Annotated in this window: 16 protein-coding genes and 4 pseudogenes; 12 read left to right on the top strand and 8 right to left on the bottom strand. The window is 57.1% G+C overall.

All coding sequences use genetic code 11. The features are described 5' to 3' along the window. Window positions 1-1616 precede the first annotated feature (1616 nt). The 4 genes and pseudogenes from AB5K84_RS39250 to AB5K84_RS39235 all read left to right on the top strand — a co-directional run bounded on the left by AB5K84_RS39250 (window position 1617) and on the right by AB5K84_RS39235 (window position 6430). Window positions 1617-1778 (top strand): Flp family type IVb pilin, encoded by a 162-nt coding sequence (locus tag AB5K84_RS39250; RefSeq protein ID WP_011084366.1) that lies wholly within the window; start codon window positions 1617-1619, stop codon window positions 1776-1778. Window positions 1779-2706: 928 nt separating this feature from the next. Beyond that, window positions 2707-3519, top strand: a pseudogene (locus AB5K84_RS39245) (putative bifunctional diguanylate cyclase/phosphodiesterase); the annotation flags it as partial. 388 nt (window positions 3520-3907) lie between these two features. Further along, window positions 3908-4930: a cytochrome-c peroxidase gene (locus tag AB5K84_RS39240; protein WP_011084368.1), complete on the top strand. Its 1023-nt coding sequence runs from the start codon at window positions 3908-3910 to the stop codon at window positions 4928-4930. 507 nt (window positions 4931-5437) lie between these two features. Next, window positions 5438-6430 (top strand): hypothetical protein, encoded by a 993-nt coding sequence (locus AB5K84_RS39235; protein WP_038950797.1) that lies wholly within the window; start codon window positions 5438-5440, stop codon window positions 6428-6430. A gap of 4 nt (window positions 6431-6434) precedes the next feature. Here AB5K84_RS39235 and AB5K84_RS39230 read toward each other — a convergent pair whose 3' ends face one another. Next, on the bottom strand, window positions 6435-6794 hold the full coding sequence (locus tag AB5K84_RS39230) for a methylamine utilization protein (RefSeq protein WP_011084371.1): 360 nt from the start codon (window positions 6792-6794) through the stop codon (window positions 6435-6437). A 663-nt stretch (window positions 6795-7457) separates the two neighbouring features. Between AB5K84_RS39230 and AB5K84_RS39225 the strand changes: the two genes are divergently transcribed. Next, a complete protein-coding gene (locus AB5K84_RS39225) occupies window positions 7458-8294 on the top strand; it encodes a Crp/Fnr family transcriptional regulator (RefSeq protein WP_038950798.1) in 837 nt (278 codons plus the stop codon). Between the two features lie 208 nt (window positions 8295-8502). On the opposite strand, the gene AB5K84_RS39220 is transcribed toward AB5K84_RS39225, so the two are convergent. The 4 genes from AB5K84_RS39220 to AB5K84_RS39205 all read right to left on the bottom strand — a co-directional run bounded on the left by AB5K84_RS39220 (window position 8503) and on the right by AB5K84_RS39205 (window position 10939). After that, window positions 8503-8994, bottom strand: a complete 492-nt coding sequence (locus AB5K84_RS39220; protein WP_011084373.1) for a hypothetical protein — start codon at window positions 8992-8994, stop codon at window positions 8503-8505. 344 nt (window positions 8995-9338) lie between these two features. Further along, window positions 9339-9671 carry an avidin/streptavidin family protein gene (locus tag AB5K84_RS39215; RefSeq protein WP_225895092.1) on the bottom strand — a complete coding sequence of 111 codons (333 nt, stop codon included), beginning with the start codon at window positions 9669-9671 and terminating at the stop codon, window positions 9339-9341. 367 nt (window positions 9672-10038) lie between these two features. Next, window positions 10039-10515, bottom strand: a complete 477-nt coding sequence (locus AB5K84_RS39210) for a hypothetical protein (RefSeq protein ID WP_225895088.1) — start codon at window positions 10513-10515, stop codon at window positions 10039-10041. A gap of 229 nt (window positions 10516-10744) precedes the next feature. Then, on the bottom strand, window positions 10745-10939 hold the full coding sequence (locus tag AB5K84_RS39205; RefSeq protein ID WP_014498117.1) for a hypothetical protein: 195 nt from the start codon (window positions 10937-10939) through the stop codon (window positions 10745-10747). A gap of 293 nt (window positions 10940-11232) precedes the next feature. Between AB5K84_RS39205 and AB5K84_RS39200 the strand changes: the two genes are divergently transcribed. The 4 genes and pseudogenes from AB5K84_RS39200 (at window position 11233) to AB5K84_RS39185 (ending at window position 12583) form a co-directional block, all read left to right on the top strand. Next, entirely contained in the window at window positions 11233-11370 is a 138-nt protein-coding gene (locus AB5K84_RS39200; RefSeq protein ID WP_155256745.1) for a hypothetical protein, read from the top strand. Window positions 11371-11413: 43 nt separating this feature from the next. After that, a complete protein-coding gene (locus tag AB5K84_RS39195) occupies window positions 11414-11638 on the top strand; it encodes a hypothetical protein (RefSeq protein ID WP_014498116.1) in 225 nt (74 codons plus the stop codon). 187 nt (window positions 11639-11825) lie between these two features. Beyond that, window positions 11826-12341 (top strand): annotated as a pseudogene (locus AB5K84_RS39190) (TrbI/VirB10 family protein); the annotation flags it as partial. A 5-nt stretch (window positions 12342-12346) separates the two neighbouring features. Beyond that, window positions 12347-12583, top strand: a complete 237-nt coding sequence (locus AB5K84_RS39185) for a DUF2274 domain-containing protein (protein WP_011084436.1) — start codon at window positions 12347-12349, stop codon at window positions 12581-12583. A gap of 112 nt (window positions 12584-12695) precedes the next feature. Here the strand turns inward: AB5K84_RS39185 and AB5K84_RS39180 are convergent, their stop codons facing one another. Continuing rightward, window positions 12696-12890 (bottom strand): hypothetical protein, encoded by a 195-nt coding sequence (locus AB5K84_RS39180; RefSeq protein WP_162131539.1) that lies wholly within the window; start codon window positions 12888-12890, stop codon window positions 12696-12698. A 4243-nt stretch (window positions 12891-17133) separates the two neighbouring features. Here AB5K84_RS39180 and panB point away from each other — a divergent pair. From panB to AB5K84_RS39165, 3 genes and pseudogenes are all read left to right on the top strand, one after another. Continuing rightward, window positions 17134-18020, top strand: a pseudogene (gene panB, locus AB5K84_RS39175) (3-methyl-2-oxobutanoate hydroxymethyltransferase). Next, window positions 17974-18839 (top strand): annotated as a pseudogene (gene panC / locus AB5K84_RS39170) (pantoate--beta-alanine ligase). Before panB ends, panC begins: the two co-directional pseudogenes overlap by 47 nt. 510 nt (window positions 18840-19349) lie before the next feature. Then, entirely contained in the window at window positions 19350-22466 is a 3117-nt protein-coding gene (locus AB5K84_RS39165; protein WP_011084444.1) for an efflux RND transporter permease subunit, read from the top strand. A 274-nt stretch (window positions 22467-22740) separates the two neighbouring features. On the opposite strand, the gene fcl is transcribed toward AB5K84_RS39165, so the two are convergent. Both fcl and gmd read right to left on the bottom strand, forming a co-directional pair. Continuing rightward, window positions 22741-23748 (bottom strand): GDP-L-fucose synthase, encoded by a 1008-nt coding sequence (fcl, locus tag AB5K84_RS39160; RefSeq protein WP_011084445.1) that lies wholly within the window; start codon window positions 23746-23748, stop codon window positions 22741-22743. Next, window positions 23720-24805, bottom strand: a complete 1086-nt coding sequence (gene gmd, locus AB5K84_RS39155; protein ID WP_014498053.1) for a GDP-mannose 4,6-dehydratase — start codon at window positions 24803-24805, stop codon at window positions 23720-23722. The genes fcl and gmd overlap by 29 nt, the downstream gene beginning before the upstream one ends. Window positions 24806-25303 lie beyond the last annotated feature (498 nt).

The raw sequence follows: 25303 nt of genomic DNA, 5'->3' as shown, positions 1-25303 counted from the left end.
CATTAGAAGCTCGGAATCGCGCCCATGCCCCTTTTCCGGATATTGAATGAGACCTATTGCAAAATGCCTCGACACCGGAACTCTACTTTAACGCTGTACTGCGCCGAATTCGCATGCGGGATGCTATCAAGGCCTCTATCGCTTTGGTGCTTCCATCTCGGAGGGGGCGGGCACTTCCAAGCCCGGCGCAGCAGAACCTTGAAAACGTATTGATCAAATCTAGAAACTTATTGGGCGTCAGTTGCGATCGCAAACGCGACCGTCATTAACGAGAGGTGTGTGGGGTGTGCATCGAGATTGTTTGTTCCTGAATAGTGGCGAAGCTCCGCTTGACGATTATTCTCGAGCTTTCGAGCGAGCAGTACCTAATTATTCTAACACTGTGAGCGCGCTCGCCGAGCTGCGCTCGATTGAAACCCGGAGGCGCCATTCAACCCAGCCCAGCGCTTAAGTATTCATTACATTGGCCTCGGATTCTTGCGCTTGCAGCTAGCTTGATCAGTGGGTCGGCATAGTTTGCTGATCTGGAGGCTTGTTTGACATTCGGCAGTTGGCGCGAGTGGCAGCGGGGCAAACGGTCGACTGTCAGGCAACATCGGCAACCGTTCAGACGGGCGCCTTCCTGCCGATAACAGAGACGCAACTGCGCAGCAGGCCGAAACCACAAAAATGGTCGATCGCTTAGCCCTTCTCGCGACGGTACTGATCACTCCATCAAAGCTGGTCTCGATCTGTAAAGACGGAGTGGCAGATTGGGGAAGCACTTGTCGGATCGATGTAGCCAAGCTGAGAAACGTTGTCGCGATTGCGGAAGCTGGCGATAAGAGAAGTTCACTTCCTCGATGAAGTCGACGCTTCGGCGACCAACATGTGCCATCATAAAGCGGATCGCCGGCCGGTTTGACCACCTGCAATCTGCTACGGGCCTGTTCGGCTGCCTATTGCAATTATCGCCTGATCCGGTCGTCCGGCCATGAATGCACGGTGGCGGCGTCTCTGATCCTAAGGAAGCCTAGCGATCTGGTGAAGACGAACCGCCGGGACGCTGTTTCTCGCCCGAGTGCTACTCGCCGGCGAGGAAGCGTCCGGTCCCTGCACGTCGCGCAGCTCTGACAAGATTTCCCCAGCTTCCACGGCAGCAGTTCAACGAGGACGGTTGATCGAGTGTTCCGTCAACCATGCGGGGGTGACGGGTCATGCAGGTAGGCGGAGCCCAAACTCCCTAGCGTGCAGGTTTATGGCCACTGCCGAACTATCCCGAACCGTTCTCCAGGAGATATTGTGAGAGCACACGATGATCCCGATACTCTGCGGGAAATCCTTAGAAGGCCAGCAGGGGGCCTATCCTCGACCGGGCATCCGACCGCGCGGCCGTGTTCGGCGCGATACTCCTCGGGCGAGATGTCGATCGCCAACGCCGAGATCGCCACCTGCACCCGCCTGAGACTAGTAACTGGACGACGAGAGGTTCACCGCGACTTTGCAAAGTGTGCGCGTATTTGTACGTTCCGTACAAAGTTTTGGCGCCACACCAAACGGATTCTCGAATGAGATTCTGCCGGCTTTAACAAATTGCCGGTAAATCCCGAGCGTTAGATCTTAGAAGGGCACGCACCGTGAAAACGCTAGTACACTTTTTACGCGATGAGTCCGGGGCTACTGCCATAGAATATGGGCTGATAGCGGCGGGTATTTCGCTTGCAATCATCGCGGTCGTGAATGGGCTAGGCACTAAACTCAATACGAAATTCGCTTCGATCAGCAGCTCTCTGAAATAATCAAAAGCCGCCTCCCTTGGCGACCTCTTTTCTCCACCGCATGTGCAAGAACAGCTCTAGTCAGAGGCGAGCTAGTTCTCTGAATTCGGCGGAACTTGAGAATTGGTGCGGCGAGGGGGTGAACGGATCGTCTCGATGCTGCTGCTCGGAAATTCTTGTTTTAGCGAAAGACACCTGGATGAGTCTTTTGGTCGTCGGCAGATTTGCCAATCAATCGAAAGTGGTCCTTGAGGCATTTCAGTCCGTGACGGCCTGTTTCTCCCGCTTTGTCTCGGCTCGAGGGTCGATCCGAATTGCGATCTTGTGCTTTTGTCTTGCGATGAGCGCGATCGCAGTGAGCCTCGGAGGGTATTCCGTCCTTGGTATCCGGCACGCAGGCGACCTGGTTGCGCGGACTTTCGATGAGTCCTTGATGTCGATCAACTACGCACGTGCGGCTGGTGCCGATTTTGCCGCGATGCGCGTGGCATCTTCACACGTCACAAGGCAGCCGTCGGCCCGTCCTCGACTAGATGATGAAATCGACAAGCTGGCGAAGACGCTTTCGGAAGATGTCACTATTGCGGCTGAAAGGTCGCAATCAGCGCGAGCTGCGAAGGCAGCCGCAAAAGTTAAAGAAGCTGCAAACGCCTGGGTCGCGATTCATCGCCGTCGCTTTCAAGCTGATGGCACCGGGAATAATGAAGCGAGCGCTCGGGAAATCGATGACGTTGACCAGCTCTCAAACGTCGTAAATCAGCAGATTGAATTGCTGGTGAACTATACGGCCGGGGATGGTTTTCTATTCCGTCAGCGAGCCCTTGCCGCGATCAAACGGGATCTGCAACTGAATGTGGTGGCGCTGACCGTTGCGCTCCTTCTGTCCGGGCTTTTTTCGTGGTTGCTGGCACGGCGGATTATCGGGCCTGTCGCCATTGCGTCGAAAGCGGCAAGTTTGCAGAGCCGCCGCGCGCTCGAACTCGATCTTCGCGAGGCCATGGACAAGGACGAGTTCACTCTGTTCTATCAACCCATTTATGACCTGCGGATGGACCGGATCAGCGGCTTCGAAGCATTATTGCGCTGGCCTCATCCGAAGCGTGGCCTGGTGCCACCCGACCAATTCATTCCCATTGCAGAAGACATCGGTCTCATCACTCCACTGGGTGAGTGGGTTCTCAACCGCGCCTGCGAGCAGGCGGCCGGTTGGCCGAGCGAGCTCAAGATTGCCGTCAATGTCTCGGCGACTCAGATTCGGGATCCAAGATTTGCAGAGGTTATCGCCAACGCGCTTGATGCTTCAACGCTGGCCCCGCACCGGCTCGAATTGGAAATCACGGAGTCTGTTCTCCTTGGAAACAGCGCCGAGACGGTTGCAACACTGCACAAGCTGAAGGCGCAGGGGCTGAGCATCGCCTTAGATGATTTTGGTACTGGATACTCCTCGCTGAGCTATCTGCGCAGCTTCCCCTTTGACAAGCTCAAGATCGATCAGTCATTCGTCCGTGATGCAACAGCGACAAATGGATCTAAATTAATCGTAAGAGCCATTACCAGCCTTGGAAGAAGCCTTGGCATAACAATAACGGCGGAGGGGGTCGAGACGATTGAACAGTTGGATCAAATAAGGGCGGAAGGGTGCAACGAGGCGCAGGGATTCCTATTCAGCCGCCCGGTCCCTGCTACCGAGATCGCATCAACGATCCTGAATCTGAGAGGCGGCCTCGCGAGACGTCATTTAAGCGGTGCGATGACCGGCTAAGACGAACCAGGACTTTCCTGAGTGTTGTTCGGTCCTGAGTTCGCTCTCGCCGTTGGGTTTCAATGCGTTCAGGATCCACATGGTGCGTCGACATGTTAGCAACCGAGCCACAAAGGTTCCGATCGTCGGGCGCGATCATAATCAACGGCGCTATCAGCGCGCCGCAGCTCCTGCCTACGGTTTTGTTGAGCGCTCTGAAATGAAACTCATCGAGGGCTTCCATTATAATGTCACACGGGCCCACTTCATCAATTGTTGGCGCGCCCCAGTCATGGAGGCGCAAGGGTTCTCTGAAGGAGATTTCGATTAATCGCCAGCATCCGATACTTGCTATTAAGGCTTTTTTTCCGGGGTTGCCATATAGGAGCACTATATCGTCGAGGAGCCGATGAGGATCTGGGTCAGCTTAGCTTTGCTCGCGGCCCTTTTTCCGCTGGGCCAACCTTTTGCCTCGGCAGCGGCGGAGACATCAGCGGATGCCACGGCGCGCGCCAGCTATCGTCGGCCGGCGGCGATCCCTTTTCCCGATCGTAATCCCTACACGGTGCCGAAAGCTGCTCTCGGGGAAAGACTCTTCTTCGATGCGCTGCTCTCGAAGTCCCGCACCCGTTCCTGCGCAACGTGCCACAATCCGTCGCTTTCCTGGGGTGATGGCCTCGCGCGTGCGGTCGGCGAGGATCCCAGCGGCCTGCCATTGCGTGCGCCGACCCTGATCGACGTGGCGTTCACCGAACCGTTGGGGTGGGACGGCAAATTCAAGACTCTCGAAGCCGTCACGTTCGGGCCGATCACAGGCCGGCCCAACATGAATTTGACGGAATCAGAATTGATCGCGCGTCTCTCCGCTATCCCGGCCTATGCTGATGCATTCGCAGCCGCATTCGGGGACGGTGCGATCACGCGACCCAGGATCGAAGCCGCGTTGGCGACTTTTGAACGAACCATCGTGGCTGGCGAAGCGCCATTCGACCGGTGGATCATGGGAGACGTGACATCCGTCAGCGCCGCGGCAAAACGCGGCTTTGAGATTTTCAACGGCAAAGCCCATTGCTCAAACTGCCACAGTGGACCATCGTTCACTGACGGATCGTTTCACGATATTGGCGTCGCAAGGAACGACGACGTTGGACGCGGTCGGCTTTTTCCGACGTCGCAAAAGCTGCGGTACGCATTCAAAACGCCGACACTGCGCGATGTCGCGCGGCGTGCTCCCTACATGCATGATGGATCGGTCGCAACCCTCGAAGAGGTCATCGAACTCTATGACAAGGGTGGGATTGACCGTCCGAGCCGCTCGCCTTCAATAAAGCCTCTATCTCTGACGGAAAGCGAAAAGGCGGATCTGATCGCTTTTCTTCAGACGCTCACCGCATCCTCGACGGATACGACTTTTCCCAGGTTGGCGCGATGACCGGTACCCCGATCGCGCGGTCGGGGAGGCTCTCAGGGGAAGTGCGGCAATGCCGCTCCCAGCAAGCCCAACACGAGGATGAGGAAACCGCCCGCCCACGTCTCCAGGGTTTCACTGCATGCTGTGAGCCGCATCGCGGTGCGGGCCAGCGCAGAGCCGACTGGCACCCTCTTCGTACGAAACGCACCAAACATGGACTACTCCGGACATCCGTTTTTTGTCTGACATTCAGTACGACACTTGCATTGAAGGCCCGTCGTCAAAATCTGTAAAATTGAAGGGACGTGCGCGATAGTCTCGCCGCACAAATCCTTGCCGGCGTGTCCCCATTAACCCAGCAAACAACCTTCGGATGCGAGCGCCGTCACATCCTTAAGATTTGTGCTAAGTTGAACAAATCGTCAGAGGCGGGCGCTTTTCCAAAAGGGGTGGTTTTTTATGTTCAGGTCTCCGACGCGGGATGCCTTTGCGGCATTCCGGAGAAGCTCCCTTTTTGCAAGGTCCATCGTGGCACTTTCTTTCTGGTTCTTGGGAACACAAGGTGCCAGTGCCCATGTCAAATGGTTCTGTGCCTATGACGCTGCCGGCCAGCCCCGATGCCTCGAAAACGTACTGTGCCAGGATTTTGAACTGCTGTTGGCTCTTGCCCTGCTCTGGTTTTTTTCCGGCTGCATGGTTGAACGGACGTCTTTGGCTGAGCTGGCGGCCCGCTCCCTCAACCGCTTCACGGACGGATTGCGACTACACACTGAGGAAATCATCCGGGCTGTCTGCGGATTTTTCTTCATCTCGCTTTGGGCGGTGGGCGGTATCTTGCTGACCCCGGAATTGAAAACGACTTCGTCAATGGTTGGGCCTTTGCAACTCGCCATCGCAGCAGGCCTGCTGTCGCGCCGCACGATGCCCTTCTCCGCGGCGGGAATTGTCGTTCTGTTCGGGCTCGCCGTTCGAGATTACGGCACGTTTCATCTGGCCGATTATCCGATCTTTTTGGGCCTTGCGGCCTACCTCGCCCTCGCTGGCTTGCAAAAAGATCTGTTCGGCGTTCCGCCACTCGATGTCGTGCGCTACGCAACCGCCGTCACGTTGATGTGGGCTTCGGTGGAAAAGTGGGCCTACCCGGAATGGAGCTTCCCACTTCTGATCGAGCACCCCGGCATGACGCTCGGGCTCGATAGTGAGTTCTATATGCGCGCCGCTGGCATGATCGAATTCACGCTCGCGTTTGCCCTAGCTTGGACGCCCTTGGTCCGGCGCGTTGCGGCTGCCATACTGCTTGGAATGTTCATCAGCGCGTGCTTCGAATTTGGCAAGCTTGATGTGATCGGGCACTCGGTGATCATCGTCGTACTGGTCGCGATACTTTCCGATAATCAGCCGAGGGAAGCCGACTATCGCGCTCCCTGGCTCGCTCCGGCCGGACTATGTGCGGCGTTGACGGTTACGCTGTTCGCCTACTATGTCGGTCATGCAGCGATCTTCAACACCTCAATTCTGTAGGGCCCTACTTTTTGACGTGCACGCCAAGCTTCATCTTGGGATGAATGCCGCACAACACAGTGTAATCACCAGCCACAGAAAAGACGACGTCGAATTGGCTGCCTGGCTGTTGATCGCCAGAATCGAACTCGAAGGTGTCTGAGCTCAAATAGGTGTGGTGCATGAGCTCACCGTCATCGTTGATAAACCGTAGGGTCTCGCCGCGCTTTATTACGATTTCTTGGGGTCTGAATTCTCGGTCCTTTTGCGAAATTACATAGGGGGAGGCGCCTAGAGCGGCTCCAGCGAGGAGCCCTCCCACTATTGCGGCTATCATCTGAAAACCGAACTTGCCTGTGCGTGAAGGTATTAGCCTTTCTCTCATTCCGACCTCACTGAAGCTAAATTCTATAAAAATGCGACCTTACCGCGGACCGCCGGAGCCCGGGACTAGCGACACTTATGACAGATTGATCTTTATTTTGCGCCTCGGTTCCAATCATTATTAGAGGAAAACTGACGCGAGGCAGGCGGCCGGCTGTGTCCACGCAGCATGTTTGCGCTTTGGCGGTGCGAGGGGACTGCCAGTCGTCGCCAGGTGTCCCTGCGGCGAGACAAACGGTGCTCCCTCATGGCATCAGCGGTTGAAAAGGTTGATTAATTGTCTTGAGATCATCAGTGCAAAACTCGTGTGGGTCACAATGAATTTCGGCATAGAGGGAGCATGACTAAACTCTCGCCTGACATCTGAAATGTTCTCTGGCGAGGCGCGGTTGCCTTAGTGGTGCTGTGTTCGTCTCACGCAACGGACTTCGCAATCCCCGGCCAGGCGGTAACAGCGTGGCGCGCTGGTCTGACGGCGTTCCGGCGCCGACGAGTCCAAGGCGAGTTGCTCCACACCCCGGTCGGTCCCCGTCAGGCGTTGAAATTCGTCAAAGACGCCGTCTTAAGGCCGGATTTGTGCTCAACGCGCTGCACATTGCAGGAATCCGTATGGGTATTTGGCTACGTTTCCAGCAGATATCCACGCTGTGAGACGGACTGCACTATGACCAATCGGGTGCCAGCCGTCCTTGAACCGCGGGACAGCTCGGGTGACCCCGCTCTCGCAGGAGTTACCGGCACACAGCCGACGCTTCGTCGGCTCGATAGCCTGCGTCCTAATACGCGGCCCCCTGTCAGAAATGCTATCCTGTCCAGAATTTCTCCGGACGGCCTCGCGGCATTGGGGGAGTGCCTTGAGCCGATCGTCCTGAAAGAGCGTATGGTTCTGCAAGAGCCGAAAAGGCATGCAAAGCACGTCTACTTCGTGGAGTCGGGCCTCGTCTCGCTAAGGGTTGTCGCGGCGGGGAGCGTGCTTGAAACGGCCGTCATAGGATCTCGGGGTGTTGTCGGTGCTTCGTTCTTGTGCGGAGGACATCTTTCGACGCATCAATCTGTGGTGCTCTTTCCCGGAAGCGCGCACAGGATCCGTGTTGAGGAATTGCGCCGGCTAGTAGAAGAGCGTCCTGAGATCCGAGAGCATCTCTTTGAGTACGTTCAAGCGCTGACATTTCAGTGCGTTCAGACAGGATTGTGCGGGGTTCGGCACGATCGTGAACAGAGGCTCGCGAGCTGGCTTTGTTTGGCGAGTGATGCTGCTGACGTTTGTGTGCTGCCAGTTACCCATGACTACCTTTCGTCTGTCTTGGGACTTCGTCGCGCTGGGGTAACGCAGACTCTAAGCCGATTCGAAGAACGAGGGCTGATCCGCAAGATGCGCGGTGTCTTGGAGATTGATGAACCCAAGTGCCTCGAGAAAAGGGCATGTTGTTGTTACAAGCTCATTTCAGGCGCCTATGCCTCGTCTCAGTCCGCGATTCCAGCAAAAGAGCTGATGGGGTAACAACGTCGCATAGGCTTCACCTCTCCAGTTCATATCGAGACGACTTGCCGAACACGGTATTGCTGCGCGGAGCGAAGAGCCGAACAGCATTTGCGCTTGACTCCTACTCAAACAAAGCAAGTTTGAGGATAGAGGTTCTAACATCGATGGCGCCAGAATCGCCTGGCAAGTGCACCGTCGCGAGGATTGCGGGAGGTGAGGAGCTTTTTCAGTCTTGCGCCGGCCCGTAGTCGCTCGCCAGGAACTGATCTTGTGTCCACTGCCTCAACGCATCATCGTTGATTGTCGAGTTGACTAGGGCATTCCAGTTCTCACCTGCCTCTTTCCATTTCGTTCTCCGGTCCGGAAGGCTCCGCAGTAACCGGAATGCGCTCGTTGCAATCTTGCTTGCCTCTTTACCTTCAGCAGCCTCGCGGATCACGTCCTTGAAAGTTTGCTCCGGAAAGATCCACCCGGCGCCCGTGAAGCGCTCAGCAAAGATGTATTCGAATGAGGCCCGAAACGTAACGGCTGCTAGAGCATCCTCGTGTTCCGTGCCTTCACTACGCACGTCAAACCATTGCAACAGTCTTCGGACAGCGGCAGCGGGAGCAAGCTGGCGATCACCGAGAGTCAGAGATACGAACATGTACGCGATGTCTGATTGAAGTTCGTTGTCCAGGGACACGTACCAGTCTTTAATCGCTTGAATAGGTGACATAAAATAATCCCGAGAAAACGACGCCAAGGCACGTGCTGAGGATCTCCTCGAGAATGAACCTAGAGCTCAGGGATGACGCGCAGAGTAGCGCGCTTCGAACCGAAGTATTAGCGAAGTGTCTACCACCCGAACCGCCGAATGCAACTGCTCGGGACTGGATCGGTGCTGGTCAACCTGCCGCTCGAGCTCTTCTACGAGGGCGGAGAATAGGCCGAAATCCGCCGCGTCGGCGCGACGCTGGGCCCGCGCGCGCCGGGCTCAGCGTCACACGCCGCTTCGGAGTGCAGACGTCGCGAGAGCGATCTTCAAATCTTAGGTCGCTGCGTTTGCAGGAAGATTGAAAACTACCATACGCGCGTGAATATATCCCCACCCTTCAACCTGCTAGGCTTGCCTTTGTTATCAACGTAGAACAGCGTCCAAGACGTTGGCATCTGAGACCCCTTAATTGTTCCAACCCAGCGGGTAAAGGAATTGCACTGGGCAAAGGTAACAACAAAATACAAGCCGGTTGGACTAACGGATCCCGCTGCAGGATACGGGATGCCCTGGCACGCAAACCCTTGAGCATGGTTTGTGAAAGTCCCTTGTATCGTCCCGCTATTGGCGGACCAAATAAGCAGTTCCGAACCTCGTTCATTTTTCCAGTATGAGGGAGCGGGAAGCCCCTGCGCCATGGCCTCGGCGGAAAGCAAGAAGGATTGGGCGAGCAGCAAAAGCCCCAGAAGTCTCTTCATATTGAAGCCCCAAAATTAGTCGCTTAAAGATCATGTAGTGTGGTTCAACTTGAGGTCATGTTCGCTGCTCTTATCTCGCATTAGGCAACGGAATGCGGCGCATATGCGCCAGGTAGCGCTGGATCGCGGCGGAGTCGGACTCCGTCGAGCCCCCCGGCACCGTTACCCCGACATGGTTCCTGGCGGCCGCGCGCCGAGCCCACTGCTAAAAGTGGATCAATTCGCCGGAAAGCACCAATGCGACACGGGCGGCGAAACACTGACCGACTACGACTTAATGGGATTGAACATTCATCCCGAATGGTGGCTACCGACGGTTCTTGTCCTGGCCGGTCTCAACATCGGAGACTTCGTCAGCGTGCTGATCAAGGCTGTGATGGGTCGCCGAAGCGTTTCGTCTTGATCGGCGACGGTTAACGAACTCGTTGATAGCATCGTAAGCCTGAAGCAAAGGCGGCGTCAGCGAAAAGAAGACGCCCAGCCCGATCGCGATGACAACGTGGCGAAGAGAAGAGCTATCATCCTCTTCGCTTGATGGTTCGGCGTTCTCCTTAATTAATGCGGGTGAAAGCCTACCGGCGGTGCCGTTCTGACGGCTAGATTTCCGCGGTTTGCGCGGAGGAATCATGACTAGTACAAAGAGGACGTTGATCAACAACCAAATACTTAGAGCTATAAGAATCGTTCGCATCAAGTGTCCCAACCCGCTTGCCAAACAACGCTGCGAATGATCGATCCCGTAATCGGCCTCGATCGTGTGATTATCACATACCTCAGAAATCAATCGGTTAGCCTATCGCCTCGGAGGTGCATACAGCCACGATCGAATATGACGAAGCGCGTCTGCATGTTGTCACCGCGAAGTCCACAAAAATGCAACGGCAAGCGTGGTAGACGCCAGGAGACCTATGAGCGCCGTGAAATCTCATGTGCAAATCTCTTTAGTTGGGCTGTTGGCCGCGAGCTGCACGAGATTGGCCAGCGCGAATATCCAAGAAAGATGACGGTCCCGTTTAACGCGGAAGAAGCGGCGCAGAAAGACAGCGCACGAAGGCCCTCCTGCGCTGATTATCATCGCGACTGCCATCTACCGGGATCAGTATCATCAACCATAATTGGAATGCCGCCCGGATACTTGCTGCGGCATGTGCCAAATCGGCGACAAGGAGCATCAGCGCGGCAAAAAACGCGCATATGATGCGTTTCATGAAGTTTTCCTTCACGTTATGTGGGAAATGCGTGAAATCATTGCGCGGCGATTCTAGGTCGCTAAAAAATCGGGACCGGAAAGTCGGGAGATCTGTCTGCGCCGGCGGGAGACCCCTGCGGGGCTTACTCGCGGCGATTGTGTCGGCTATAGGATTGTCCCGAGCCGTCAGTAGTTCTGAACGCCGCACCCCAGAATGACCCACCCCACTCGTCGATGGCTGCTTGCCGCACTGGCCATCCTGGCGGCCGCCGGCGTGGTCTACAGAACAAGGCGCGTGACGAACTCACGGCCATGAAACTTCAGCAGGCTTCGATCGGCCGCGCTTTAGAGGTCATCAAACATCAGCAAGCATCTACCGGCCGTGATCTAGAGGCCGTCAAACATGAGCAGGCATCCACCGACCGTGATTTAGGGGGCCATCAAACATGAGCAGAAATCGACCGATCAAGCGATCGTTGCGCTGACGAACGCTTTGCGAACCTACCGCTCCGAGGTGACCGACTTCGCCGCGCAATATCAGGCGATGTCCACTCGGCTGATGCTACTCGATGTGGCGCACCGGCCGGCATCGGCCACTGCGCTGCGCCTGATGCGCGCGAAGCTTGACGTGATCGAGGAGGCCCTGCAGCGCCAAAGCATCCTGCTCGCGCAGAAACTAGCTAATCTCAGCAAGACACCTGCGCATGCTGACCCGTAGACACCTGCTGGCAGGTTTTTCCTTGCTGGCATGCCCGACGATCTTGCGGGCCGCATCCGCCGTCGTAGTACCCGAGCCATCTCAAAAGCGCATAACCTCACCAATCAGCGTCAGCCATGCCGGGATCGACGGCGCTCAGATCGGCCGCAAAGAACTGCTTGAGGCCCACCCCTAGCCAATTCGCCCGCGGTCGGACTGTCCACGTCTCACCTACCGGCTATACCGCCGCAACTTGGCTGATGCAGCGAGCGGCACCGATGTGGGAAGCCGCGGGCTTCTTGGGTATGAGCGAAATGACGCTTCGCGAAACCTTGGCCAGTCTCGCGTTCTGCTCGTCTGGACCCGGCTAATCATGCCGAATGGACGTTCTATAGTTCTCGAGCGGCAGCCTGGCGCTGACACCGCTGGCTATGCTGGCCTAGAAGACCAGGTGGACAATCACTGGGGCGAACTCTTCAAGGCTGCGGCACTATCGACGTTTCTCGCCGTCGGAACGGAACTGGGTGCCGGCTCGGACACTAACAGCAACGACAGCGCAATTATCCAGGCGTTGCGTCACGGCGCCTCGGACTCTCTAAACCAAACTGGACAGCAGGTAGTTCGGCGCGGTCTCAATATCCAGCCCACGCTGACGGTACGTCCTGGCTTCCCGATCCGCGTGATCGTGAATCGCGATCTGATCCTTCAGCCTTACGCGAGGTAGATGTTGTGTCGAAGTTGAAAATTGCTGCCGTTCCAGATGACAAACCGGTAAAGATCACTGCGGAGCTACCCGCAAGCGTACATCGCGATCTGCTTGCTTATGCGGATTTACTATCCGCCCAAAGTGGACAGATGGTTGACCCAGCGAAGCTTATCTCGCCCATGCTCTTCAAGTTCATGGCAACCGACCGCGGCTTCCTGAAGTCGCGGCGGCAGACTCGGCGGCTCGTAGAGAACGGATAGAGCTTCGCTAGATGACGTCATGGTCCCGGTCGCATCATCGTATGGCCAGTGTTGAAAAATGAGCTTCAGGCGACTGGCGGTAGTCGGGCCCTCTTCGTCGCGGCTCTATCATTCATGGCACAAAAACGGTCATATTCGTTGGATCAGATGAAAGACGAAACGCGTAGCTTAATCGCCAACGCCGCTGTAACAGCTCGGATCTTAGACTGGCCACCCGCAACAAGGTCTGGTACGGCGCATCGGCGCCGACGAAGTCGATAAGCGATTGGAGCGTCTCGCCGACATCCTCGTCGACTGCGTTGCCCACGGCGCCTCAGTCAGCTTTTTTGCCAGCGCTATCTCGACGACGTGCGTTGGCGTATTTGCGTAGCTTCGCAGCTCTTGGGCCGTCAGCGGGCAGCCGGCCGGGGCGACTTGCCGCTGAGCTAGGGCAACGGCTGTTCCTTCAGGTCGCCGTCGATCATGCGTTCGATGGTGGCTTCGTCGCAGCGCCGGTAATGTGGGTAGGCGCGCAGCATGTCGCTTCAGCGCGCCAGCGAACCGGCCGCGTACAAACCCGTGGCTTTCGATGCGGGTCACGGTGGTCTTGCCGCCCCGATAAGGCCCTTGAGGCCGATAACGATCATGGATAGAGGCTCCGATTGGGAGCCATACGGTCTCAATTGGTATAGATGCTTTCGAGCGTGTTTCGGTCGCACTTGGCGCCGCCCGATGACGAACGGACGAAGACATCAATTTCAGGCTCAAAAATAGCCGACCGGATTTTTTTCCTGAGCAGGCCCACCCCTGGGTTCCACGCCGATCCGAGAACAGAAAGTGCCTTTTGAAATTTTATATCTAGCAAAGTCGAGTGGTCGCGGGTCACCCGCGTAGGGGGGCCCGGAAGGACCCGCCGCTGCAAGAAGTTCGAGACCCGCGAAGGGGTAGAGATGCACTTCGTCGGACCGAGGGGGGACGCCATCTTTCCCAATGAAGACGCCATCGTGCACCTCAACTGCGGATCATGCTCGAACAGAACGAGGAATGCGCCGTCCAGCACGCCCGTTTCACGACGCTGGAAACAATCGCACCGTTCAGCGATGATCCAAGAGTCAGCCTTGCGGCTAACGCCCTCCGCTTGATCGGCGAGCTGCCCAAAGTCTTGTTGCCGTTCTTAACTCGGGCGGCTTCATGACGGCAGGACATCCCTGCTCGCCATCCGCGTTGTGACGAAATGCTGCGGCTGGCCAACGCTGTAGGGTGCGCTCGGTCTTTTTTCCTTGCGGCAGCTGAAACAGAAATATGGGGAGAAAGCGGCGCCCCTGGCGCCGCCTGATCGTTCTGGAGCACTAGGCACTGAACTCGCTTGGTCTTCAAGTTTGACCAACAGTTTCTCGATTAAGTGTGTATGACCACCAATGCTGGTAGGTCTCCCGAGGCCGCCTTGTCGCTAAAGTCCCGCTGTACCCTGAGGCGACGGGCCTCACGGGAAAGCCGGGTGGCTAGCCTTGTGCTCCCCGAGGCTGACTACTGTGCCAGCGGCGCTTGATAGGGACAGCGCCTTCCTTCCTCCATGGGAGGTGCCGAGTCATGTCGCTCCTGGCTCGCCGGCGAAGCGGATGCGGCAGAGATAGCGCATTTGTCCACCCTCCCCGGATGGATATGGGCGCCGAGCCGCATCCGCTGCTTTCCGTTCGCTTTGCGCCTCGCTGATGGGCCTGATGGAGCTTGGTAACGCATTTTGAGAAACGGGCACAATCGTCTTCAATACGACAAACCAACGTGGAGCTTGACCAACTGAACGCCACGGGCGTTTAGCGCGGAGCGGTTGCCGCTGATCGCAAGCGCGCCGAATGGCTATTGTCTGAGGCGTAAACGTCGTAATTGCTCTCAACTGCCAGCGGCCACATAGGCCGCCTTTCGTTGTAAATTGCTGCGCAGGTCTGTCAGCTTTCGGTAAGCCAGGCTCGATAAAGAATCGTTGGGTTTAACGGGAGCGTGGCAGGGACAGCGCATGAGCTGAAGGACCACCATGTGCTGAGTTACGCTTCCGTTAAGCTCATTGCAGTGCGGATGCGGCAGGGTTAGTGCCTCATGATGCCCCAGGCCGTCAGGCGCCGAACCGCGTTCGCACTGCTTCCAACTCACGAGTTAGTTCTCGTTTTTTGGCGGTTTCACTCGGTCCGCTGGCGATAAGCTCCCGATCAGCTTCTTGCCGCCGCTTGAAGCTGAGTTTGGAGCAGGTTAGCTGCAGGGACAGAGCGCTGCCCCTGTGTGTCCGCGGGGAGATAAGCGCCGAGCCAAGTTCTGCTAAGTTCAACTGGCGGGCGGGTAGGGACAGCGCCTGCTCCAGCGCAACCAAACGGCACCGGGTCGCGCCCGCACTGCTTCCGATCAATCATCAGCAATACTTTGGAAGGGAAGAAGACTGCGTGGCTGAATCCCCTCCACCCTTATCTTCGTGCCATTCTCTCCGCCAGGCGTGCCGACGAGCGACGCCGGCAGCGTCGCCCATTTTTCAACGAGGTACTCCTCATCGCGGTCTACGAGGGTCTCGGATAACTTTCCAGCGGCTTTCTATCGTGCTCCGCCTCGATTGACTCTGCCCACATACTTGCGTCGCTCATGTGCGATTGGCATGTTTTCTTGTTCATGCAACGTGCATGTGTCTGGTCGTGCTGGTGTCTCCAATTCAAGGCAAAAACTAGCTTAGAGAGTCGCCGACGAGGAGGGGAGCCACCGATTTTGGTAGGTGCCCCTTGGTACTTCTCGAAGATACAACTTTGTAGCCCTTTAGAATTGGAGCCTCTTGGGAGCAAAGGTGGCCAGCCCCAGTCTTTGCGACCGGGTTGGCCACCAGCGCTCGCGACATCATGCCCACAGGGCAGCTACAGGCCAACGAATGCATATATTCGAGCGGCATATTACGTCCTTGCGGCCGCAAGCGCTTGCGGTGCTTGCAGCCAATCGGGTCCGCGCCCCCCATCGGTCTCTGGGACTATCAGATCGCAGGGCGGCCACATTTAACGTCGACGAAGTTCTGGCGATGCTGGCCATACTCGATTGCGTGGAACCCAACCTGCGGCCGAAAAGCGCGACAGATCGCTGCGCGCATACGCGCGCCTCTAGAGGGGCCGCATGGGGGGGGCAACCAGTTCGGGTAGGATGTCTGTGAGACCATGAGGTGTGAGCTTTCAGTAGGTTGTCCATCCGGTCCTGAACGAGGAAGCAACCTGCCGAAGCTTTAGCCTACCCCTTAAGGATCGGATGAACGCCCCCAAGAATGCGCCATTGACGCCGAAAGGCCATGGCGCCAATCTTGATCGAGGCTGGCCTAACGAAGGCTGCAGTGCGCTGCAACTCGCCGTTTTCGGCGAGGACGGTCGCCAAGTTTAAGCGTTCGGCGAGGAAGGAGTGGATGGACCGTGATCGCTCCACAAGACCTCTTTTATCCAAGCCAAATCCTGCCTTCCCATGCGCAGAAGCCGGAACGTTGGGACGACAGCGCCACAGGTCAAACAGATCTCAATCGAGGCCGGTAGTGTCGCCGGCGACCTTCAGCCCTATCCGGCGCCGGCTGGGATTAAACCGATTGCGCAACCTGGGCCCGGCTGAGCCGGAGCGACGCTATGAACGTGAGCATTCCGGCGGACCCGATCCGGGTCGGTATCAAAAAGCTCGGCAAGGTGACCATATAGGCCAGCGGTTAATGGACCGGACAGGACAGAGCAGCCTGCGGGGGAGGACTGCCGAGACGGACGCCTCGGTCTCAAGCACATCGGTACAAAACTCTATAGGAGCTCTTTACCGATCAATCGGCTCAGAAATACAATCTGTTGCATGCCGCCTTATGCTCACCTCGGTGGATTTAACACTGGAAAAAATCGATGCATCAAAAGTGCGCTGTAGAAGTAAACCCGATCGGTCCGACGCGACAGCCGGCCCGCGAATCGGCCGAAGCCGAACACGCCCGCAAGACCTACAGCAAGCGAAGGAAGCCTTCTGGCGTTGATGACGCAACCAAAAGGAATTTTCACCATCTGCGGGTGATTTCCGAGAGGGTCTTTCCTTTCTTCTTGGCGGGTCGACAGATTTCTTCCGCTCTCACAGGGAAGTCGCGGGTGCGCAAAACACTTGGCGAGAAAAGTAGTCGCTGCGAAGGATGTGCTGGAGGCCAATCTTCATTGTCGCGGTTCCGCCACCCTCGATCCACATCCTTATTTCGAAGTGGCCATTCCACCGATGGGCTTGTGGAGATATGGAACAAGAACTCCTATGGGCGACTTCGACCTATGTCATTCTCGCGCACGTGCCTCGCGATGGTGTGTTCTCAACGGCGCTGGTGCGCGGATCCACCAAGCCCATACGCAACTCACTTTTTGCCCTTTGTCCTTCTTGGACAGCGACGAAGAGCGGATTGACGCTGAAGAATTGTAGCAACCAGACTGCTGATCGCGTGGGATACTCGATCAACTCGAGCGCTGGGGATCGCTATAACTTTGCAATAGGCGGCGAGTTGGTTGAAGTTCAAAGCTTTGTCAGTTCGCAGCTAAAAATCGAACTGAGTTCAAATGAGTCGCGTTTCGGAGCAACCGGTCGACCGCATCACAATTCCCCTCCTGCAGCGGTGGAAGCAGGACGGCCGGCGTCTAGTCATGACGACTGCCTACGACGCGGTTGCGGCGCCTATCCCGGATCCTTCCATCGATATCAGTCTCGTCGGTGACAGCGGGGGTAACGTCTGCCTTGGATTCGAAAACACGCCTCCAGTAAGTGTTGCGATGATGAACCATCACCTCGAAGCCGCCGTACGCAGCAAACCGCGTGCCTTGCTCGTCGCCGATATGTCCTTTCTTAGCTTCCACGTCAGCGTTGAGGAGACCATACGAAATGCTGGCGGATTTCTGCAGCGAGGAGCAGCTGCGGCGAGACTCGAGGGCGGTGGCAAAAGAATCGAGATGGTGCGTGCCATTGTCGATTGCGAGATTCCCGTGATGGGTCATCTCGGTCTTGTTCCGCAGAGCGTTAATGTCATGGGCGGCTTCAAAGTGCAGGGCCGCAAAGTGGATGAAGCGCTGCGTTTGCTCGATGATGCTCATCGTCTGCAGGAGGCCAGCTGTTTCGCTTTGGTATTGGAGGGCACTCCGGCTGAGCTTACTGCTCGAGTAAGCGATTCCTTGACAATACCGACGATCGGAATCGGCTCGGGCCCAGACTGTTCAGAGCAGGTGCTCTGTTTCATGACGTGCTGGGCCAAACCGAAGGTCATCGCCCCAAATTCGTTCCCGCCTATACGGAAGGCTTTCAGCAGTTCCATGATGCGCTTTCGCGCGGGGCAGCGGATGTCCGCCGTGGCGCGTTCCCCGGCCCGCAAGAGTCCTATCGGCTTCCCGAAGGCGTTGGGGAGGCAATTGCCAACTGGGCGCCATCCACCTCAAATTATCACGAGCGTCGCTGAACTTCGCCGCACTCTCGCAAAATCCCGCAGTGCCAATCAAAGGGCCGGATTGTGCCGACGGTGGGCTATCTCCACGATGGCCACCTGGCGCTGATCGCAGCGAGCCAAGCAAAATGCGATGTGACCGTCGTCAGCATCTTCGTTAACCCCACTCAGTTCGGAGCAAATGAAGATCTCAGCACCTATCTGCGCGACTTCTTGCGCGATGAAGAACTGTGCCGGGATCTGGTGTTGCGATCCTCTTCGCGCCCGATGCACAGGAAGTCTATCCGAGCAATTTCGAAACCTTTGTTGGACCTGGCGACCTCGCGAAACCTCTATGCGGCGCTTTCAGGCCCGGACATTTTCGCGGTGTGGCGACTGTCGTCTGCAAGTTGTTCAACATGGTGCAGCCCCACGTCGCTTTTTTGGCCAGAAGGATGTTCAGCAATGCGTAGTCGTGCGTCGCATGGTGGTTGATCTCAATGTCCCGATCGAGATCGTCACCGTACCGACGGTTCGTGAAAAGGATGGGCCCGCCATGAGTAGTCGCAATCGCTATCTCAGCTAGGAAGCGCGCAGCAGGCCCTTGCAATCAACCAGGGGCTGCCCGCGGCGCTCGATGATTTTCGGTCTGGAGAGTGCAACGTACAAAAGCTGATTGCGGCTGCCAAGGCATTTGGAGGCGGTTGACACATTGCAGTATCTTGACTTATCGACGGTGACACGCCCAAAACCGCCGATAGTCCACTGCGACTCCCCGCGGCGCTATGTACGGCCGCCTACGTTGGCTCAACGCGTCGGATCGACAAAGTGGTATTGGCGTTGCCAACTCGGTAGCGCAAGGCGTGGACAAGCCAGAGCGCAGCTTATTGAGCTGACAGAAACGCTCAAAGCACTGTTCCGAGAGGCATATCGAACTGGCAGCAGAGGGCAAGCCCCGAGACGGCTTTGTTCGGCGAGTTAGCGAAGCGATAGCGGGCGCGCACTGAATATGCGGGGCTAAAAATTTGTGTTTAGCAACTCCGCAAGTCTTGCGACGGTGATCAGCGGCGAACTCGATAAACCTTGGTATAGTGCTTTGCAGCCGATGCTATATCACTCACTTACCTTTGTAGAGTTGAGTACCGGTCAGGTCGTTTGTAATTCCGATGTCGAAGTGCGAAGCCTGAACTAATGCCCGGCTAGAAGTCGTTGCGTTCTAATCAACTATTCTTGTCGGGCCTTTCGCCGATAAACGCAAAAAGGGCACGAGCTCTACAGCGGGGGCTCTAGCACAGTCGCCGCATTGCTGACCATTGCCTTAAAGTTGGTGGCAGATTTACATCCCAATCCCGAATACGAGTTGACATGACATTTACCGCGCTTTTCATCAAACGTCCGGTATTGTCAATCGTCGTGAGTTTCCTGATCTTGCTGATCGGCTTGCGCGCCGCGGTCCTACTGCCGATCCGGCAATATCCGAAGCTAACCAATACGGTCATCAATATCACGACTGCCTATCCTGGCGCCTCGGCCGACATGATCCAGGGGTTCATCACCACTCCCCTGGAGCAAGCAGTCGCGTCCGCCGAAGGCGTCGACTACATCAGTTCCTCGTCTATGCTTGGTGTCTCGACTATTCTAGTTTACATCAAGCTGAACTTCAATCCAAACGAAGCGCTCACGGAGGTGCTCTCCAAGGTCAACTCAGTCAAATACCTGATCCCGAAGGAATCAAACGATCCAGTCGTCACGAAGTCGAGCGGTCAGACGAATGCTGTCATGTATATCGCTTTCTCCAGCGATGAGCTAGCGGCCAGTGCGATCACCGACTACCTCGCGCGCGTCGTGCAACCGGTTATCTCAACCGTCGACGGCGTTTCAGCGGCTGACATCCTAGGCGGCCAGAGTTTTGCGATGCGGCTATGGCTAGACCCTGCGAAAATGGCTGGGCATGGCATATCGCCGGCTGAAGTTTCGGCTGCAATCGCAGCTAACAACTTCCAGGCTGCGGCAGGCCAGACCAAGGGCTATTTCACTATCTCCGATGTCACAGCAAATACGGATTTGCGGAGTGTTGACGATTTCAAGCGTATGATTGTCAAGGCGAATGACGGTGGCTTTGTGCGCATGGAAGACATTGCGGTAGTCGAACTTGCCGCGCAGATGACGGACACTACCGTCACGATGAACGGCGACCACGCGGTCTTTGTCGGCGTGCAAGCGAGCCCGGAAGGCAATCCGCTAAACATAGTGCGAGGCGTTCGGGCGCTGTTTCCTGAAATGGAGCGTAACCTGCCGCCGCCGCTGAAGATGAAAGTGGCCTACGACTCATCCAAGTTTATTCAATCATCGATCGACGAAGTGAAGAAGACGCTCATTGAGGCCGTCGTGGTTGTGGTCGTCGTGATCTTTCTTTTCCTGGCCTCGCTGCGGTCCGTCATCATTCCTGTGGTTACTATTCCGTTGTCTCTCGTTGGTGTCTGCAGCATGATGCTGGCGCTGGGGTTCTCATTCAACCTCCTGACGCTCCTTGCGATGGTTCTCGCGATCGGCCTCGTGGTCGACGACGCAATCGTGGTGGTGGAGAATATTCATCGCCATTTAGAAGAAGGAGCGGCTCCGCTACAGGCTGCTACAAGGGGCGCGCGCGAGATCGTCGGTCCGGTTATCTCCATGACGATTACCTTGGCTGCGGTATATGCCCCGATCGGATTCCTTGGCGGCCTCACCGGTGGCCTGTTCCGCGAATTCGCGTTCACGCTGGCAGGAGCGGTGATCGTGTCCGGTGTGGTCGCTTTGACGCTGTCGCCCATGATGTGCTCTCTCTTCCTGAGGCGCGCCAAGGGGGGACGATTTGCAAGGCTTGTGAACCGCGGGTTCAGTGCCGTAACACGATGGTACGGCCGCAAGCTCGACCGTTCGCTCGACTATCGCCCAATTACCGGCCTATTTGCGCTGACCATGTTGGGACTTGTCGGCTTTCTCTATATGCATATTTCCAAGGAACTAGCGCCGGAGGAGGATCAAGGTATCATATTCGCGCTAACTAAGGCGCCGAAATACGCCAATATCGACTACCTCGACTATTATGGCACCAAGCTTGAAAGCGCGTTGAAAAAAGTTCCAGAGACTGACTTGAGCTTCGTGTTCAATGGCATTGGCGGCCAGCAGAGTGGCATGGCCGGCATGTTGCTCAAGCCTTGGGACGAACGCAAGCGATCATCGATTGTACTAAAGTCGCTTGTTCAGGCCGAGCTATCCAAAATCGAAGGCATCAACGCGTTTGCCTTTAGCTTGCCTCCGCTGCCGGGCGGTTCTGGTGGCCTACCAGTCCAGATGGTGATCAATTCGACTCTTGGCTTTCAATCCATCCACGAGCAGATGTCAAAGTTGAAGGATGCCGCGCAGAAGAGCGGCCTCTTCATGGTGAGCGACTCCGACCTCGAGTTCAACCAGCCGGTGGTACGAATCAAGGTTGATCGATCGAAGGCTAACGAGCTTGGCATCACCATGCAGATCGTCGGTAACGCGCTCGCCACCTTACTTGGGGGAAATTACGTCAACCGCTTCAATCTGCAGGGCCGCTCCTACGAGGTGATCCCGCAGGTGCCGCGAGAGGAACGGCTAGTGCCGCAATCAATCGGAAGCTATTATGTGAAGACTGCGACGGGATCGATGCTTCCGCTGTCTACCGTAGTCTCCACCGAGACTGCGACCGATCCGAATGCGCTCACCCACTACAACCAGCTCAACTGCGCGACCTTTCAGGCCGTGCCGATGCCCGGCGTCACGATCGAACAGGCCGTGGATTTCCTAGAAGCCGAGGCGAAGAAACTGCCCCCGGGCTTCAGTTACGACTTCCTGGCCGACGCCCGCCAGTACGTGCACGAGGGTAATCAATTGGCGATTACCTTCGCATTTGCCCTCATCATCATATTCTTAGTGCTTTCGGCGCAGTTCGAAAGTCTGCGCGATCCGCTCATCATCATGATCAGCGTGCCGATGGCAATGGTCGGCGCCTTGATTCCGCCGTTCCTCGGCTGGGCGACCATGAACATCTACACCCAGGTTGGACTGTTGACACTGGTCGGGTTGATTTCAAAGCACGGCATCCTAATGGTTGAGTTCGCCAATGAGCTGCAGTTCAAGGAGAGATTTGACCGTCGCTCGGCTATAGAGATGGCGGCGCGTGTCCGACTGCGCCCAATCTTGATGACCACGGCGGCAATGGTCACGGGCTTCATACCCTTGTTGACGGCAACCGGAGCTGGCGCCGCGAGCCGGTTCTCGATCGGACTCGTTCTCGCCGCTGGCATGTCTGCGGGCACGCTGATCACGCTATTCGTGCTCCCGGCGGTCTATGTCGCGATCGCGTCCGATCACCGTGGTAATGGGGGTGTCGTCCGCGCGAACCTCGCCGAGCGCGACTTCACCAGCGCTGCTGATGCCGAGGTAACAAAGCATGACCATCAAATCATCTAGGTTTGCTAGTGTGACGCGCGAAGGAGCTTAGGACCACTTCACGGTTCTTTACACATCGAGAACTTCGCGTGCTTGGTGCCAAACTGGGCGCATCTTTTCGGCGGTTAACAGTCGGAGATCCGCTGCTGCCGCCCCAGGTTTAAGCGGCGCCGGGTATTCACGGAGACCTGACGCCCAAGCTCGACCAAAGGAGAATCGGTGCTCTCTTGATCAAAAAGGAGGGCTGACAGATCATCGCAAGGCTCAGCCCCTTCGGAACATTGCTCGATATGATCTAGCCGGTGATGCAGGCTGCCTTGTCGAGAACGAGCAGATCACTCTGGAGCCGTCCGTCTCTCTCAGCGCAAAACACCCGGTATGCCAGCTGAATGCCTTCCGTGAGCGAGGTGGTGGCTCGCCAGCCGAGTCTGGACAGCCGACTAACATCCAGCAGCTTGCGCGGCGTTCCGTCCGGGCGCGACGTATCCAAGCTGATTTCACCGCGAAAGCCGACGGCGGCCGCGACCATCAGTGCTAAATCGGCGATGGTGATGTCCTCGCCGGTGCCGATATTGACCGGTTCCGGCGACGAATAGGTCTTCATCAGGTGCACGCAGGCATCCGCCATGTCGTCGACATAGAGGAACTCGCGCCGGGGCGTGCCGGTGCCCCACACGATGACGCGCTTCGCTCCCGAAACCTTCGCCTCGTGGAAGCGGCGGATCAGCGCGGCGACGACGTGGCTCAGCTCGGGGTGATAATTGTCGCCGGGGCCGTACAGATTGGTCGGCATCACGCTGATGAAGTCGCTGCCATACTGGCTGCGATAGGCCTCCGCCATCTTGATGCCGGCGATCTTGGCGATCGCATAGGGCTCGTTGGTCGGCTCCAGCGGACCGGTGAGCACGGAATCCTCGCGCAGCGGCTGCGGCGCCAGCTTCGGATAGATGCAGGACGAGCCCAGAAACATTAGCTTCTCGGCGCCGTTCTGATGCGCGGCCTGGATCACGTTCGCCGCAATCGCGATGTTGTCGTAGATGAACTCGGCGCGCAGCGTGTTGTTGGCGACGATGCCGCCGACCTTGGCCGCGGCGAGGAAGATCACTTGCGGCCGCGTCCTGGCGAACCAGTCGAACACGGCGGCCTGGTTGCAGAGATCGACCTCGCGCCGGTCGACCGTGACGAGCCGCACCTCCTCCCGTGCCAGCCGGCGCACCAGCGCGGCTCCGACCATGCCGCGATGGCCGGCGACGTAGACGCTCTTGCCCCTCAGCTCAAACGGTGCGTTTGCCACTGGCCGCATCCCGTTTTGTCTCCGCCAGATCGCTCGTCATCATCTCCTCGACGAGCTGGGCAAAGCTGCGCTTCGGCGTCCAGCCGAGCACCTCGCGCGCCTTGCTGGCGTCGCCGACGAGAAGATCGACCTCGGTCGGACGGAAATAGGTCGGATCGATCTTCACCACAATCTTGCCGCTCGTCTCGTCGACGCCGGTCTCCTCGACGCCCTTGCCGCGCCAGGCGATGCGACGGCCGACATGGGCAAAGGACAGCTCGACCATCTCGCGCACCGAGCGCATCTCGCCGGTGGCGAGCACGAAGTCGTCGGGTTTGTCGGCCTGCAGGATCTTGTGCATGCCCTCGACATAGTCCCTGGCATGGCCCCAGTCGCGCTTGGCTTCGAGATTGCCGAGATAGAGCGTCTGTTCCAGCCCGACCTCGATACGCGCGACGCCGCGGGTGATCTTGCGGGTCACGAAGGTCTCGCCGCGGATCGGGCTCTCATGGTTGAACAGGATGCCGTTCGACGCGAACATGCCGTAGGCTTCGCGGTAGTTCACCGTGATCCAGTAGCCGTAGAGCTTGGCAACGCCGTAGGGCGAGCGCGGATAGAACGGCGTCGTCTCCTTCTGCGGGATCTCCTGCACCAGGCCGTAGAGCTCGGAGGTCGAGGCCTGGTAGAACCGCGTCTCCTTCTCCATGCCGAGGATGCGGATCGCTTCCAACAGGCGCAGCACGCCGATGGCGTCGGCATTGGCGGTGTATTCCGGGCTCTCGAAGCTGACGGCGACGTGGCTTTGAGCTGCGAGATTGTAGATCTCGGTCGGCCGGATCTGCTGCACCAGGCGGATCAGATTGGTCGAATCCGTCATGTCGCCATAGTGCATCAGGAACGGAACGTTGCCGACATGCGGGTCCTGATAGAGGTGATCGACGCGCGCGGTGTTGAACGAGGACGAGCGCCGCTTGATGCCGTGCACGACATAGCCGAGCGACAGCAAATATTCGGCGAGATAGGCGCCGTCCTGACCGGTCACGCCGGTGATGAGAGCGACACGCCCCTTTGAGTTGCGAACCGTCATGGTCTTCCTTAGTTGCACCGGAAAGAGCTGCACTCTGAGAAATCATTGCGAAGCCGCTTCTCGAAAAGATCGATATGCGGATGCGCGCTCCATCGCAATTAAAGGATACGCTCGGCAAGCCAAGTCATACACCGGACTCAGGAAAACACACCATATACATTGATTTAGGTGGACTGAATGATGCCGGCGCATGAGCTTCAAAGATGAAAGTCGAGCGAACCCTCGCAACGGCGACGATCCCAAGCAGGCGGGATGGATGGTAGGCCCTGTTAGACGCGCTCGGGGGCGCTTTGCCTCCTCGCGATATTTCTGGGGTCCTTATCTTTCCACGCGCGCAGGTATGTTTTCCGTTTGGTCCCTCATGGCGCGGAAGAGTGACGTGGTGAGACTTCCGACTAGAAGACGTAGCCTTCGCGGCTCATAATCAGCGCCGCTTTGCTAATTGCGGGTAGGCAATGGACGGCCTGATGCAAAACAGAATGAGAAAGAAAGGCAAAC

The organism is Bradyrhizobium sp. 1200_D9_N1_1, assembly GCF_052075915.1.
Taxonomy (GTDB): domain Bacteria; phylum Pseudomonadota; class Alphaproteobacteria; order Rhizobiales; family Xanthobacteraceae; genus Bradyrhizobium; species Bradyrhizobium diazoefficiens.
This window is presented reverse-complemented; position numbering and strand designations above follow the sequence as displayed.